Source organism: Veillonella dispar, from assembly GCF_937975875.1.
Lineage (GTDB): Bacteria > Bacillota > Negativicutes > Veillonellales > Veillonellaceae > Veillonella > Veillonella dispar_B.
Genome location: NZ_CALJSP010000191.1, coordinates 1 through 14,555 on the forward strand (window position 1 = coordinate 1; position 14,555 = coordinate 14,555).

At 37.7% G+C, this 14,555-nt stretch carries 16 protein-coding genes and 1 pseudogene; all 17 read left to right on the plus strand.

Translation table 11 applies throughout. The features are described 5' to 3' along the window. Positions 1–50: 50 nt before the first annotated feature. Complete coding sequence (locus Q7P05_RS09475; protein ID WP_303931848.1) at positions 51–842, plus strand: hypothetical protein; 792 nt, start codon at positions 51–53, stop codon at positions 840–842. A gap of 68 nt (positions 843–910) precedes the next feature. Then, positions 911–1,282, plus strand: coding sequence for a holo-ACP synthase (gene acpS / locus Q7P05_RS09480; protein ID WP_303931850.1), 372 nt, complete (start codon positions 911–913; stop codon positions 1,280–1,282). 1 nt (position 1,283) lies between these two features. Further along, a complete protein-coding gene (locus Q7P05_RS09485; protein ID WP_303931853.1) occupies positions 1,284–2,855 on the plus strand; it encodes an NAD(P)H-hydrate dehydratase in 1,572 nt (523 codons plus the stop codon). Positions 2,856–2,857: 2 nt separating this feature from the next. Then, positions 2,858–3,802, plus strand: a complete 945-nt coding sequence (locus Q7P05_RS09490) for a ComEC/Rec2 family competence protein (RefSeq protein WP_303931854.1) — start codon at positions 2,858–2,860, stop codon at positions 3,800–3,802. A 245-nt stretch (positions 3,803–4,047) separates the two neighbouring features. Then, entirely contained in the window at positions 4,048–5,145 is a 1,098-nt protein-coding gene (locus tag Q7P05_RS09495; RefSeq protein ID WP_303931857.1) for an N-acetylmuramoyl-L-alanine amidase, read from the plus strand. 3 nt (positions 5,146–5,148) lie between these two features. Continuing rightward, a complete protein-coding gene (locus Q7P05_RS09500) occupies positions 5,149–5,709 on the plus strand; it encodes a GerMN domain-containing protein (RefSeq protein ID WP_303931859.1) in 561 nt (186 codons plus the stop codon). Between the two features lie 114 nt (positions 5,710–5,823). Next, complete coding sequence (gene thiL / locus Q7P05_RS09505) at positions 5,824–6,804, plus strand: thiamine-phosphate kinase (RefSeq protein ID WP_369680441.1); 981 nt, start codon at positions 5,824–5,826, stop codon at positions 6,802–6,804. Continuing rightward, positions 6,794–7,288 (plus strand): tRNA (adenosine(37)-N6)-threonylcarbamoyltransferase complex ATPase subunit type 1 TsaE, encoded by a 495-nt coding sequence (gene tsaE / locus Q7P05_RS09510; RefSeq protein WP_303931864.1) that lies wholly within the window; start codon positions 6,794–6,796, stop codon positions 7,286–7,288. The genes thiL and tsaE overlap by 11 nt, the downstream gene beginning before the upstream one ends. Then, positions 7,272–8,030 (plus strand): tRNA (adenosine(37)-N6)-threonylcarbamoyltransferase complex dimerization subunit type 1 TsaB, encoded by a 759-nt coding sequence (tsaB, locus tag Q7P05_RS09515; RefSeq protein ID WP_303931866.1) that lies wholly within the window; start codon positions 7,272–7,274, stop codon positions 8,028–8,030. Before tsaE ends, tsaB begins: the two co-directional genes overlap by 17 nt. Then, the gene (rimI, locus tag Q7P05_RS09520; protein WP_303931868.1) at positions 8,030–8,479 is read left to right on the plus strand and encodes a ribosomal protein S18-alanine N-acetyltransferase; all 450 of its coding nucleotides are present in this window, start codon (positions 8,030–8,032) and stop codon (positions 8,477–8,479) included. Before tsaB ends, rimI begins: the two co-directional genes overlap by 1 nt. Beyond that, complete coding sequence (gene tsaD, locus Q7P05_RS09525; RefSeq protein WP_303931870.1) at positions 8,476–9,507, plus strand: tRNA (adenosine(37)-N6)-threonylcarbamoyltransferase complex transferase subunit TsaD; 1,032 nt, start codon at positions 8,476–8,478, stop codon at positions 9,505–9,507. The genes rimI and tsaD overlap by 4 nt, the downstream gene beginning before the upstream one ends. 2 nt (positions 9,508–9,509) lie before the next feature. Next, positions 9,510–10,898 carry a sensor histidine kinase gene (locus Q7P05_RS09530; RefSeq protein ID WP_303931873.1) on the plus strand — a complete coding sequence of 463 codons (1,389 nt, stop codon included), beginning with the start codon at positions 9,510–9,512 and terminating at the stop codon, positions 10,896–10,898. Beyond that, positions 10,899–11,465 carry an ANTAR domain-containing response regulator gene (locus tag Q7P05_RS09535; RefSeq protein ID WP_303931874.1) on the plus strand — a complete coding sequence of 189 codons (567 nt, stop codon included), beginning with the start codon at positions 10,899–10,901 and terminating at the stop codon, positions 11,463–11,465. It begins immediately after the preceding gene. 200 nt (positions 11,466–11,665) lie between these two features. Continuing rightward, the gene (groES, locus tag Q7P05_RS09540; RefSeq protein ID WP_004696047.1) at positions 11,666–11,947 is read left to right on the plus strand and encodes a co-chaperone GroES; all 282 of its coding nucleotides are present in this window, start codon (positions 11,666–11,668) and stop codon (positions 11,945–11,947) included. A 113-nt stretch (positions 11,948–12,060) separates the two neighbouring features. Then, the gene (gene groL, locus Q7P05_RS09545; protein ID WP_105089275.1) at positions 12,061–13,686 is read left to right on the plus strand and encodes a chaperonin GroEL; all 1,626 of its coding nucleotides are present in this window, start codon (positions 12,061–12,063) and stop codon (positions 13,684–13,686) included. Between the two features lie 265 nt (positions 13,687–13,951). Next, complete coding sequence (locus tag Q7P05_RS09550) at positions 13,952–14,368, plus strand: DoxX family protein (RefSeq protein ID WP_303931877.1); 417 nt, start codon at positions 13,952–13,954, stop codon at positions 14,366–14,368. A gap of 58 nt (positions 14,369–14,426) precedes the next feature. Continuing rightward, positions 14,427–14,555: pseudogene (locus Q7P05_RS09555) on the plus strand (diaminopimelate decarboxylase); the annotation flags it as partial.

Genomic DNA, 14,555 nt, shown 5'->3' on the forward strand with positions numbered 1-14,555 from the left:
TATGAATTAATATACGATTATATACATTTTTGTTTGATTGAGGTGATAATATGGATCAAGGTGTGATCGATTATATTGCTAATGTCTTTGATATACCAAAGCTGGCACAACCTGTAAGTGCTGTCCAAATGCCTTTACCCTTAACACGATTGGCGGAGATACCATTAGATAGTTCTGTTAATCAGTGCCAAGGCTTTTGTTATAACTCTAAAAAAGATGTATTTGTTCTTGCCTGTATAAACTCAGATAATACAAAGCAAATTATTTATGAAATTAACCCCACAACGTTGCAAGTGGTTGCTAAGTATGAATATAGTCAAAAACGTTTATTAGGTCATATGAATACGTTAACCTATAATCCGAATAACAATCGTTACTATACTACTAATGCCGTTGTAGATGGATATATTGTTACGCCTATAGAGGCTGATAGTATGATTGTTGAAGCGCCTATTAAATTGAAAGAAAAGGTATTTAACTTTGCCTTTGATAAAGACCGTAATCAATATGTGTCGATTGTGCCTTTAACAAATTCTCATCGTACTATTAACTACTATGATTCAAATTTTAATAAGGTAAAAACGTATAAGATTGATGCAGAGCATACCGACTTAAATAATAATGGTGCTTATGCTGCTAATGGTAATACTATTTTTACAACCTTAACGACCTTCGTTTTCGTCGATGATGAAGGCGTAGTAAAGAATATAAGTCCTTATACTTCAGGAATGGAAGTAGAAGATATGGATTATCGTAATGGTCAAATGTATGTGGCCGTTAATCGCAAGGGAAAGGTTGAAATTTATAGTTTGCCTACATTACCATTTTCAGTAAATGCCTAGATTTTATCTATGTTTTTATCCACTTTAAGAGTGTATAATATAAATGTTAGGGTAATTTAGGAGTTATTATGAAATTAGGGAATGATATTATTGAAATTGACCGTATCCGTTGTGCTATAGAGAAATCTAAACCATTTCGTGAACGCGTGTATACGTCTCATGAGATTGATTACTGTGAAAGCCGAAAAAAAGGGCGTTATGAGTCTTATGCTGGCATATATGCTGCTAAAGAGGCTTTCATTAAAGCATTAGGTACGGGAATGCGTCATGGATCATGGCAAGATATAGAAATCGGTCATGATGAATTAGGGGCTCCCTTAATTCGTTTACAAGATACTTTTAAAGATATTTATGAAACATTAGGCTATACGGATACACATGTATCGATTAGTCATTGCAAAGCATATGCAATGAGTACAGTTATACTTGAAGGAGCATAAGATGCAAATATTAACAACTGAAGATGCTCGATATATAGATCAAGAAGTACCTAAGCAATTAGGTGTCTCTTTAGAAATTTTAATGGAAAATGCAGGACGTGGTATTGTGGATGCTTTGTGGGGACAATATGACTTGTTTTCCTTAGATAATGCACGTTCTATCAATAGTTTTGTACTATTTATCTGTGGTACAGGTAATAATGGGGCAGATGGCCTTGTAGCAGCTCGTCATCTTTTAGAGCAAGGTGTACCTGTACAAATTGCACTAGTAGGTGATACGAGTAAATGTAGTGACCTTTTTGCAGTTCAACTCAAGAGATGTGAAGCAATGGGGTGTATCATTGATACGTATGACGAATTCAATGATTGGTCCAATGTGGCTATTGCCGTAGAAGGCATTATGGGCACAGGCTTAACAGGCCGATTGAGGGATTTAACCATCGATGTTTTGCATGATATTGATACTATGCGTAGTCAATATAATTTTGATTTGTGGGCTATTGATGTACCTGCAGGGCTAGATGCTTCTTCTGGTCAAATTTCAGAGGGAACATTGACTTATGATTATACGGTTACCTTTGGGGCTATTAAACAAGGTTTATTGTTATATCCTGGTAAGGCCATAGGGGGCACAGCTATTGTTGCACCGCTAGGTGCTCCTTGGCAACAAGTATTAATTAATCGTGATAGTACCATCACTATTGATTCGGATTTAGCAGAAACGTTAATCAATTATCGGGTTCCAATGGCTCATAAAGGTATAAATGGGAATACCTTGATTATCGGTGGATCTAGTGATATGGTAGGAGCCCCTATGTTGGCCGCAGAAGCTGCTGTTCACAGTGGAGCCGGTAAGATTACATTAGGCGTTCCAGATATAATTAAACATGTTGTGCAAGGTCATATCATACCGGAAGTAATGGTAACATCTATCGATGAAAATGAATCCCTTTATGACGGACGTCAAGTAGTTGCTATTGGGCCAGGTTTGGGGCGCACTACAGATATTCCAGATGTAGTAAATCAAGCTATAGATTCCTGTGAAGGCGCTCTCGTCATTGATGCAGATGCGTTATATGCATTGGGGCATGTAGGGACTGTAGATAAAGATGCTTTGCGCGATGGACATATTGAGTCCGTATATAAGGTGCAAAAAAATCTGCCATACTGTGTAATGACGCCTCATTTAGGTGAATTTAGTAGACTTATAGATTTACCAATAAAATGGATTGAACGTTACTATATTACCTTGGCTCGAGCATTTGCTAAGGCTCATCAAGTAGTGTTAGTACTTAAGGGAATTCCTTCTGTTGTGGCACTACCTGATGGTACGGTATATGTTAATACTATCGGAAATGCTGGTATGGGAACTGGCGGTATGGGGGATGTATTAACAGGTATTATTGCAGGTTTTATTAGCCAAGGTTATTCCTTACAAGATGGTGCAATTTTAGGTGTCTATGTACATAGCCGCAGTGCAGATATACTAAGTGATACTAAAACTTGGGGGTATACACCTAGTGATGTAAGTACATCGATAGGTTGTGTCATTAGTGAATTATTGGGAGAATAAGAATGACAAATAAAATACAGCGATTTATAGCCTTTTTATTAGTGCTATTTATTCCAATCTTTGCCATTGCAGGATGCACGAATAAAGATGTAGCTAATGCAGCATCTCAGAATAGCACTAGTGTAAATGAAGGATATTCCATTGATACGAAACAAACGAATCCTGAAGGTCATCTAGATGTATATATGCTAGATATTGGTCAAGGCGATGCCATATTGCTCAAGGTTGGCGATGAATATAGTATGATCGATACAGGTGACATTGAGCATCGTGAGAACATTGTGGCACAGTTAAAATCTATGGGTGTTACAAAGCTAAAAAATGTAATTATCACACATCCTCATGCTGATCATATGGGTGGTTTCTATGCCATCGCAAAAGCTATGCCTATTGAATATGTGTATGATGATGGTATTTCTGTTGATAATAATATGTATAAAACCTATGAAAAATGGATTGATAAAAATAAAATCCAACGATCTACATTGCGTAGTGGTGATGTAGTAGATTTTGGTCATGGAGCGGTATTTGTTGTATATGCACCTTGGACTGAACCTTTAACAGATAAAAAAGGAGCGCCAGATCTTAATAATAACTCTATTGTAGGTAAATTAATTTTTGGTAAATTCTCTATGCTCTTTACTGGTGATGCAGAATTACAAGAAGAGAAAAAACTCATAAAAGAGCAGAACTCTAGACTGTTTGCCCGTGTTCTTAAGGTAGGTCACCACGGTTCTCGCACAAGTAGCTCTGAAGATTTTTTGAAATCTATTAAACCAGAAAGTGCATTAATTTCAAATGGCATGTATAATAGTTATGGTCATCCTCACGATGTAACATTACGTCGTTTGCAGGAGAACAATATTGCCATTTACCGTACAGATACGATGGGACGTATTCACATTAGTACGGATGGGAATGAATGGCAAATTACAACTGAACGTTAGCGTCGATTGCATAGCACAAAAAATAATTTTAAGCAACTAATTTTTGTGTGTACTGTATAAAGACTTTATATAGTAATATGTATAATCGGCATACTAATCTTCATGTTTGTATGAAATAATCTATCTATAATCTAACATTAGTTTATGGATAGATTGGAACGATGAGACTTTGATTCACAAAGATATCATCGACTCATCTCTATGGTTTGGACACTACGTATGTCAGTTAGATTGGAGTGAATGTATTGCGTAAACTATTTTTTATGTGCCTTGCTGTCTTGATGGCGATACCACTATTCTTGACTCAAGCAAAGGCAGCTAATCTTGAAGATGCTCGATGGGTGACACGAACTGATGCACCGGTACCATATGTTCGTATGGTTATGGATTTGTCAGCACCGGTAAAAGCGTCTGCATCGATTAGCAAAGATGGGAAAACGACGACTGTTACCTTAAAGAACACAAAGCTAAAAACTGCTAAAGCGAATATCAATATGGACTCTAGCATAGCTAGTTCTGCTAGACTCACAGAAGATGGCAGAGATGTGAAGGTAACAATCAAGACACCTTCATCTATCGATACGAGTGATGTAAAGGTATTTTCCCTAAAGAAAGATACGGTTAATCAGAAACCGTATCGCATCGTTGTAGATGTACAGAAAAAAGATGTGGCACCTAAACCTGCTTATTATGGCAAACGTCCATCTCCTTCTGCACATCCTGCGAAAAATATGCCAACAGGATCCGGTAATTATTCTATTAGCGGTGGTCTATCTGGTAAAACAATTACGATTGACCCAGGTCATGGTGGTAGTGACTCTGGTGCCGTTGGGCCGCATGGTGTACAAGAGAAAAATATTACACTACCGATTTCTATGTACTTGAAAAAAGCTCTAGAAAATCGTGGCGCTAAAGTGCTTATGACTCGTACTACAGACGTAGACGTATACGGTCCTAATGCAAGTGGTGTTGATGAATTGGGTGCTCGTGTTAACGTAGCAAACCGTAGCAATTCTGATGCGCTCATCAGTGTGCATATTAACGCATTCAACAACCCAAGTGTTGGTGGTATTGCAACATACTACTATAGTAAAACAGGCAATGATGCTCGATTAGCACAAAAGGTACAATCTCAAATTGCTAGCGTTCCAGGTTTCAATGGTGACCGTGGCATTCAAGAAGGTAACTTATATGTGTTGAGACATTCTAACATGCCTGCAGTTCTTGTAGAGCTTGGTTTTATTTCCAACCCTAATGAAGAACGTGTATTGCAATCTCCTCAAACACAAGAAGACTTTGCAAATCGCATTGCCAATGGTATTGCTAGTTACTTTGGAGGTTAATCGATGAAATTACGTAAACAAGTTCTGTCGATCCTCTGCGTAGGTTTGCTTGCATTTGCAGCGGGTTGTACACCTAATCAAGCACCTACAACAGGTAAAAGTGAACCTGTGCAAGAGACGAAAGTCAATAAGGATGCAGAAACAACAAAAACATCTCAAGAAATGGTTAAGATGGCCTTCTTTGTTCCAACAGAGGATGGCTCAGGGGTAAAACAATCAACCGTTGAGATGGAGGCGGACAAAGTAACGCCTAAAGCTGCTCTTCTAGCGATGTTAAAAGCTGATAGAGCACAAAAATATCCAGTATTCTCCAAGGATATTGAAATTACATCCGTTACTGTAAAGGACGGCATTGCTTCTGTAGAAGTGAATGACGCTTTCGTAAAAGGTAATGGTGGGGACTTAACTGTTAAATTACAAATGGCTGCCATTGTAAATACATTGACATCCTTTGATAATATTAATGGTGTTCTCTTCGTTAGCAATGGTAAAAAGGTAACTACTGTAGGTTCCTTTGATACGAAAGATCCTGTTAAACGGATGACAAACCTAATTAAAAAATAATTAAGTTAGGCTCATTGATAGCAGATAGTTGATATATCAACTATCTGCTATTTTTGTTGTCTTTTATATATGTTACAATACAATATGTATACTAATCGGAAGCCAGGTGATGAGATGCAATTAAAAGATGTAGGGGAATTTAATTTCATTCGCCACATTCAAGATAATACGATACATGATTTAAGTACTGTGATTACAGGAATTGGTGATGATTGTGCTGTATATAGTGCTAAGGAAGAAACAGATCAATTAATTAGCACTGATACGATGGTGGAAGGGGTTCACTTTAGCTTTCACTATATGAAGCCCTATGATGTAGGCTATCGTCTCATGACGGCCAATTTGAGTGATATTGCTGCTATGGGTGGTACTCCTCGTCAAATTGTGCTATCTGTGGCGGCACCTGAATATGTTGATACGGCTATTCTTGATGAGGTTTATAGAGGTATAAAAGATCAATGCGCAAAATATCATCTTAATATACTTGGTGGGGATACGGTGCGTACGGAAGGGCCCATGGTGTGGACTGTAACAATTATTGGTGATGTCCCTAAAGGAACTGCTATTATGCGTAGCGGTGCGCAAGTAGGTGATATTGTGGGTATTACAAATTACGTAGGTTATGCTGCTACAGGTTTGGGCGCCTTATCATATAATTTAGATGGTTATCATATGACCAAGGTTGGTCATCAACGTCCAGATCCACAAATAGAATTGGGCCAACAATTGAGACAATTAGGTATTCATAGTATGAATGATATTAGTGATGGTCTCGGTAGTGAATTAAATGAAATTGCATCGGCTAGCAATGTATCTATTGTCATAGAGGAAAAAGCTATTCCACTACATGAGGAGACTTATGAATTAGCTAAGTATTTGCAGACTGATCCAGTGGACTATGCATTGTATGGTGGAGAGGACTTTCAACTAGTATTCACGGCTCCTAAATCATTGCTTTCTAAATTAGAGAATTTAGCAGGCATTACAATAATTGGTGAAGTTGTATCTGGACCAGCTCAGGTGCAGATGGTAACACCAGATAAAACGATTAAGACCATAGAAGCGAAAGGATATAATCATTTTCATGAATCATAAGGCACAGGTTCAATTAGAGACTCATACAGTTGAAGATACACAACAATTTGGACAATTATTAGGCAAATGGGTCAAACAAAGTGGAGACCCTATATGTATTGCCTTAATTGGTGATTTGGGGACAGGAAAAACTCATCTATCTCAAGGCATTGCGAAAGGCTTTGGCGTTACAGAGGAGATTACAAGCCCTACGTTTGCTATCATGAATACTTACGATGTTGATAGAACACATTTATATCATTTTGATGTATATCGGTTGGATGATATAAGTGAACTAGAAAATATTGGCTTTTACGAATATACAGAGGACTGTGTATCCATTGTGGAGTGGGCTGATAAATTTTCTGATGAATTACCAGATGAAACATTATGGATATATTTAACTCGTATTGATGATACAAGCCGATCTATTACGTTAAGTAGTGATTATCTTACAAAAGATGATTTAGTAGATATAGGAGGCCCATATGTGGTTGGGAATTGAGACAAGTTCGCTCGTATCGAGTGTGGCCTTAATGGATGAAACAAACTTGATTGGTGAACTAACTATTCAAGCGGGATTAACTCATTCTGAGCAGCTAATACCTCACATCGACATGTTGTTGCGAGCCTCACAAGTAAAAAAGAATGAACTAAAAGGTATTATAGTTAGCATTGGTCCTGGTTCATTTACGGGATTGCGTATAGGTATGGGGACTGCAAAAGCTATGGCTTATGCCTTACAAATTCCATTGTATGGTGTGATGACCATGGATAGTTTGGCTCATAATGTTTCATATACAAATAGAACTATCTGTACTGTTATCGATGCTCAGAAAAAGCATGTATATGCTGGTCTATATCGATATGAAAACAATGAGCTAGTATGTAAAGAGGAACCGTTTGTTATTGCGGTTAGTGATTTATTAGAAAAGTTCCGAGAAACTAAGGAAGAGGTCTTATTCTTAGGTGATGGTATCAAGCGTATTGAAAAGCTTTTAGACGAAAACGATACTAATTTGACTATTCTAGATATTTCACAACGCATTCCAAAAGCCAGTTCTTTACTTTTAGCGGGACGCGACTTAGTTATCCGTGAAGAAATATGTGATCCAATGGATATGGTTCCTTATTATATCCGTCGCTCTGAAGCAGAGGTTTTATGGGAGGAACGACATAAGGATAATCCAGACATGTTAAACCAAAATCCTACCGTTGTTGTTACCGAAGCGGCAGGAGCAGAATAATGGAGATTCGGTTAGCTACGGTAGATGATGCTCAAGCCATTTATGAGATAGAGCAACAGTCCTTTTCTGTTCCATGGAGCTTGGAATCTGTACTTGCTGAACTTGAAGGGGCCGATAATAAGCTATATATGGTTATTTGTGAAGGAAATCATATTGTGGGTTATGCTGGTGCTTGGCTTGTATACGATGAAGGACAAATCACGAATATTGCTATTTTACCTTCCGCTCGTGGTAAGGGATATGGCTCAAAACTTACTAAAGAATTAATAGATGAATGTTTGAATAGAGGGATGCATGAAATCTTCTTGGAGGTACGCATATCTAATTTACCTGCCTTGGCAATGTATAGAAATCTAGGATTTACTGTTAAAGGAATTCGCAAAGATTATTATTCAGAGCCAAAAGAGGATGCTTATATTATGTCTCTCGTTTCAGAGGAAATAGAATGAGTATATACACATTAGCCTTGGAAAGTAGTTGCGATGAAACATCTGCATCCGTCCTAAAGGATGGGCGTACTGTTTTATCTAATGTAATTTCTAGCCAAGTGCCTATTCATAGAAAATTTGGTGGTGTTGTACCAGAGATCGCATCACGCCATCATATTGAACAAGTTATATCGGTTATAGATCAAGCATTGCGCGATGCAAATGTAACCTTACAAGACATCGATCATATTGGCGTTACCTATGGTCCAGGACTTGTAGGGGCATTATTGGTTGGTGTAGCTGCTGCAAAGGGGTTATCCTTTGCTACAGGTATTCCTTTGGTACCAGTTCATCATATGGAAGGTCATATCTTTGCTAATTTCTTAGCCAATCCAGAATTGGAACCTCCATTTTTGAGCCTCGTTGTATCTGGTGGTCATACCATGTTAGTGCATGTAAAAGGCTATGAAGAGTTTGATATCCTTGGACAAACTCGGGATGACGCAGCAGGGGAAGCATTTGATAAAATTGCTCGCGTTATGGGGTTCCCTTACCCAGGTGGCCCTCATATCGATGCTTTAGCTCTTGAAGGGAATCCAGATGCTATTGAATTTCCAAAGGCTTTAAGTGAACCAGGTAATTTTGAATTTAGCTTTAGTGGTTTGAAATCCGCAGTTTTAAACTATTTAAATAGTAAGCAGCAAAAGAATGAACCTATAAATCAAGCGGACGTTGCAGCGTCCTTCCAAAAGGCGATTGTAGATGTATTAGTTGAGAAAACACGAGATGCGGCGCATACATTGGGGGAAACTCGTATTACCATAGCTGGTGGTGTTTCTGCTAATAAAGGTTTACAAACAGCATTACAAAAGATGTGCGAAAAAGAAGGATTTACCTATTACAAGCCTCATAAAATTTTGTCCACTGATAATGCAGCGATGATTGGTTGTCGCGCTTATTATATGGCCCAAGCCGGTAAATTCGCAGATTTAACATTGAATGCAAAACCAAGTGTTGAAATTGGTCATGTATCTTGGAAAGAGGATTAATCGTGGATATCGGTCAAGATATTTTAAATACAACACCATTAGGTCCATTACAAACCTCATTATTAGAGCATATTAGTAAACTTATATCCTTTGGCGAGTCATTGACCCGTCAAAGGATACAGATTTTTACACCCCTTCTAGAGTCCTCACAAGGTACTATGCATCATCGTGCCGATATGCTGTGTATTGAACGAAGTGACCAAGGTGTTATTACTCGACAGTTAAAAGGGAATAATACATGGCATTCTATGATGGAAAATGGACAACCGCTTATTGGGGTAGAACATGATCAACGACAACATGTTTTTCCTGTTGTAGATAATGGTGGTCGTATTATTGGGGGCATAGCTTTTACCGTGTCTCCGTCTATTAAGGTGGAGCAATATGAGCAAGAATATACCTTGTCGGATACGATGCAACGGCTTATGCTGACTGCTACGGATGAGCAAATACAATCGTACGAACCAATTTCTTACTTTGATGGTTTAATCATCTTTGATGATTCTCATAGGATTCTGTATGGAAATGAGGCCGCTATACAACTAGTAGATTTGCTAGGATTTGACCGACGACTTGTGGGCTCATCGATTTATAGTAGTACCTTAAAAGTTTCAGCCATTCAACAAGTATTAGATGATAGAACGATATATACTAGTGAAGAGATCTATCAAGATATGGTCATTCGTCAACATATGATTCCTATTGCTATGGGCCGTAATGAAACTCGTTGTTTCCTCGTCCTTCACGATTGTACTCGTGAAAGTAAGCAGCAACAAGAATTGCTGGTAAAGAACTCGATTATTAAAGAGGTTCATCACCGCGTAAAAAATAATTTACAAACTGTGGCAGGATTATTGCGTATGGAGGCTAGACGTTCTACCTTGCCTGAGGTTAAACAAGCCTTGCAAGAGGGGATAAATCGTATTGAAAGTATGGCATTAGTTCACGATATTGTATCCCATTATGACGAGGATTATATAGGTATCCGATCAATTTATGACGAGCTATGTCGCTTATTGCGTATGAGTATGGTTCAACAAGACCAAGATGTTACCTTTACGTATAGTGGAGAGGATATGTTGATTTCCTCTCATATGGCAAGTTATGTATCCCTCATAATTAATGAGCTAATTACCAATAGCCTTGAACATGGCTTAAATGGTAAAAACGGAGAGATTCGTCTAGCTGTTACAGAGTCAGAGGAATATATTGTATTAGCTTTTTCTGATACGGGAAAAGGATTACCTCCAGAGTTTTCTATTAATTTCAACAAGCGTTTAGGACTAACTATCATTAATAATTTAGTTACCCATGAGTTAAAAGGTAAATTATCAGTAGAAAATACGGGTGTTGGTGTACTCGTAACAATACATATGAAGAAGGAGAAGTAAATGCGCGTTTTAATAGTGGATGATGAATCCCTTATACGTATGGATCTACGCGATATTATTGAATCCTGTGGTCATGAAGTTGTAGCAGAAGGCACTAATGGGGTAGAAGCCATTAAACTTTGTAAAGAATATAAGCCTGATATTGTTCTTATGGATGTAAAAATGCCGGAATTAGATGGCATCGAAGCAGCACGTCAAATTGGCTTTCACCATGAAGCACCAGTCGTACTATTAACAAGCTATAGTCAACAGGATTTAATAGATAAGGCTAGAGAGTCTGGCGTTTATGGATATTTAATAAAGCCTGTACGTGAAGAGCAATTGGTTCCCACCTTAGAAATGGCCTTAGGTCGTTATCATAGTGATACGCAGCTTCGCGAAAAAATGGCTGAATTAGAACAGTCATTAGAAGATCGGAAAATCATTCAAAAGGGGACCGGTATATTGATGGAGTTATACTCTATATCTGAAGAGGAAGCGTATAATCGCATTCGTGCCCTAAGTATGAAGAAACGAGATAGTATTGTTAATATCTGTAAAGCATTAATAAATCAAGTTTCTAAATAGATGAAAAGACTAGTATAAGGATAAAACTTATACTAGTTTTTTTACGTCTAACATCAAATAAAAACTAAAAAGTCAAAAAATCAAAATTTCTGCTTGCATTTATTTTGACATCGGTTATAATAATACATGTAATTAGCACTCGGCAACTTAGAGTGCTAATAAATTGTAAATAATAACTAGTAAATAAGGAGTGACATTATATGTTAAAACCATTAGCTGACCGCGTTCTTATCCGTTTAGAAGCAAAAGAAGAAAAAACTAAAAGTGGTATTTTCCTTCCTGATACAGCAAAAGAAAAACCTCAAGAAGGTGTAGTAGTAGCTGTAGGTGCTGGTAAAGTTTATGACAATGGTCAACGTGTAGCTCCAGAAGTTAAAGTTGGCGATACTGTTATGTTCGCAAAATACGCTGGTAGCGAATTAGAAATCGATGGCGCTACTCATTTGATTATTAGCGAACGCGATATCTTAGCAGTATTATAATAGCTAATTTATAGCTGTATAGAGCTAAACATACTATTGATATATTCTATATTGCCTGCGGGCATATACATTCCCTTACATTAGATACTGTTATTATCTAGGAGGTAATACATATGGCAAAAGAAATCTTGTTTAATGAAGAAGCTCGTCGCGCTTTAGGTCGTGGCGTTGATCAATTGGCAAATGCTGTAAAAGTTACATTAGGACCAAAAGGCCGTAATGTTGTATTGGATAAAAAATTCGGTTCTCCAACAATCACAAACGATGGTGTAACTATTGCTCGTGATATCGAACTTCCAGATCCATTTGAAAACATGGGTGCTCAATTAGTTAAAGAAGTTGCTACTAAAACTAACGACGTAGCAGGTGACGGTACTACTACTGCAACTGTATTGGCACAAGCTATGATTCAAGAAGGTATGCGCAACGTAGCAGCTGGTGCTAACCCAATGATCTTGAAAAAAGGTATTGAAACAGCAGTAAAAACTTTGGTAGAAGAAATTAAAAAACGCTCCATTAAAGTTTCTGGTAAAGCTGAAATCGCTCAAGTTGCTAGCGTATCCGCTGCTGACGAAGAAATCGGTGGTTTGATTGCTGAAGCTATGGAAAAAGTTGGTAACGATGGCGTTATCACTGTAGAAGAATCCAAAGGCTTGCAAACTGCATTAAACGTAGTAGAAGGTATGCAATTTGACCGCGGTTACATTTCTCCTTACATGGTAACTGATCCTGATCGTATGGAAGCTGTTATGGATAACCCATATATCTTGATTACTGACCGTAAAATCAGTGCTATCGCTGATATGTTGCCAACACTTGAAAAAGTTGTAAAAGTAGGCAAAGAACTTCTTATCATCGCTGAAGATGTAGAAGGCGAAGCATTGGCTACATTGGTAGTAAACCGCTTACGTGGTACATTCAAAGCTGTAGCTGTTAAAGCTCCTGGCTTCGGTGATCGTCGTAAAGCTATGCTTGAAGATATCGCTATCTTGACTGGTGGTACTGTAATTACTGAAGATATGGGCCGTAAACTTGATTCCGTAGAACTTACTGACCTTGGTACAGCTCGTCAAGTTCGCATCACTAAAGATGAAACTACAATCATCGATGGTGTAGGCGATAAAGACGTTATCGCTAAACGCGTTAGCCAAATCCGTGCACAAGTAGAAGAAACAACTTCTGAATTTGACCGTGAAAAATTACAAGAACGTCTTGCTAAATTGTCCGGTGGTGTTGCAGTTATCGAAGTAGGTGCTGCTACAGAAGTTGAAATGAAAGATAAAAAACTTCGTATCGAAGACGCATTGAATGCAACTCGCGCTGCTGTTGAAGAAGGTATCGTAGCTGGTGGTGGTACTACATTCATCGACATCATCCCTGCATTGAACACATTGGAAGCTACTGGTGATGTTCAAACTGGTATTAACCTTGTTAAACGTGCAGTAGAAGAGCCACTTCGTCAAATTGCTTACAATGCTGGTCTTGAAGGCTCCGTTGTAGTTGAAAAAGTTAAAAATACTGAAGCTGGCGTTGGTTTCAATGCTTTGACTGAAGAATACATCGACATGGTAAAAGCTGGTATCGTGGATCCTGCAAAAGTTACACGTTCTGCTCTTCAAAATGCTGCATCCATTGCATCTCTTGTATTGACTACTGAAACAATCGTAGCTGATAAAGTAGAAGAAAATGCTGCAGTACCTGCAATGCCTCCAATGGGTGGCATGGGCGGTATGATGTAATCAACTGCTTAGCGCATAATCTATAAGATTTAGAATAATCCTAATGAATTAGGAACTATATGTTCACTTTTTCATTAGGATTATTTTTTTTTATCTAAATCAGCTATATGAGTATTATCAAATCGATAAAATTGATTTTGTATACAATATATGTTATAATTCTATAGAATTTAATATTGAGTCTAGTTTGACACGGTAGTTACTGACCTTTATAATATGGTTATCGAATTATTTCGATGTTGTTTAACCTGAAAGAAGGATTACTATGTTGAGCTTTATTTTTAAAAGTAAACCTAATTATGTTAATTTTGGCCTCTTAGTTTATCGTTTGGCACTTGGTATTTCCATGTTTTATCATGGATATTTAAAGTACTTGAGCGGTGCTGAAGGCCTTTATAAAGTTGGAGCTATGTTGGCACCATTAGGTGTACCTGGTGGTTATGAAATATTAGGTACTATGGCCGCATATGCAGAAATGATAGGTGGTGTACTTATAGTAATTGGTCTATTTACACGAATTGGATCTTTGTTACTCATAGGTACATTAGCAATAGCAACGACATTAAATCTTAGTGGTAGTTTCTTTAGCTGGGATTATCCATCTCAAATGGGCTTCGGTGCTCTTATGTTGTTCTTCGCTGGCGCAGGTCGCTATAGCCTTGATAAAGCTTTATTTAAATAATAATTAGGATAATAGACTCATCGTTTGATGGGTCTTTTATTTGTATAGCGAGGTTATTATGAACACAAAAACAGTTCCGTTTACAGCTGAACAATTGGAAAATATTATTGCCCAATACCCAACACCATTTCATATTTATGATGAAGAAGGTATCATTGAAAATATGAAAGCATTCATCAATGCATTT

Coding starts and splice junctions, on each gene's coding strand:
- Q7P05_RS09485 (WP_303931853.1), top strand. CDS start 1,284: ATGCAAATATTAACAACTGAAGATGCTCGATATATAGATCAAGAAGTA.
- Q7P05_RS09490 (WP_303931854.1), top strand. CDS start 2,858: ATGACAAATAAAATACAGCGATTTATAGCCTTTTTATTAGTGCTATTT.
- rimI (WP_303931868.1), top strand. CDS start 8,030: ATGGAGATTCGGTTAGCTACGGTAGATGATGCTCAAGCCATTTATGAG.
- Q7P05_RS09500 (WP_303931859.1), top strand. CDS start 5,149: ATGAAATTACGTAAACAAGTTCTGTCGATCCTCTGCGTAGGTTTGCTT.
- Q7P05_RS09550 (WP_303931877.1), top strand. CDS start 13,952: ATGTTGAGCTTTATTTTTAAAAGTAAACCTAATTATGTTAATTTTGGC.
- Q7P05_RS09475 (WP_303931848.1), top strand. CDS start 51: ATGGATCAAGGTGTGATCGATTATATTGCTAATGTCTTTGATATACCA.
- acpS (WP_303931850.1), top strand. CDS start 911: ATGAAATTAGGGAATGATATTATTGAAATTGACCGTATCCGTTGTGCT.
- tsaE (WP_303931864.1), top strand. CDS start 6,794: ATGAATCATAAGGCACAGGTTCAATTAGAGACTCATACAGTTGAAGAT.
- thiL (WP_369680441.1), top strand. CDS start 5,824: ATGCAATTAAAAGATGTAGGGGAATTTAATTTCATTCGCCACATTCAA.
- tsaD (WP_303931870.1), top strand. CDS start 8,476: ATGAGTATATACACATTAGCCTTGGAAAGTAGTTGCGATGAAACATCT.
- tsaB (WP_303931866.1), top strand. CDS start 7,272: ATGTGGTTGGGAATTGAGACAAGTTCGCTCGTATCGAGTGTGGCCTTA.
- groES (WP_004696047.1), top strand. CDS start 11,666: ATGTTAAAACCATTAGCTGACCGCGTTCTTATCCGTTTAGAAGCAAAA.
- Q7P05_RS09535 (WP_303931874.1), top strand. CDS start 10,899: ATGCGCGTTTTAATAGTGGATGATGAATCCCTTATACGTATGGATCTA.
- groL (WP_105089275.1), top strand. CDS start 12,061: ATGGCAAAAGAAATCTTGTTTAATGAAGAAGCTCGTCGCGCTTTAGGT.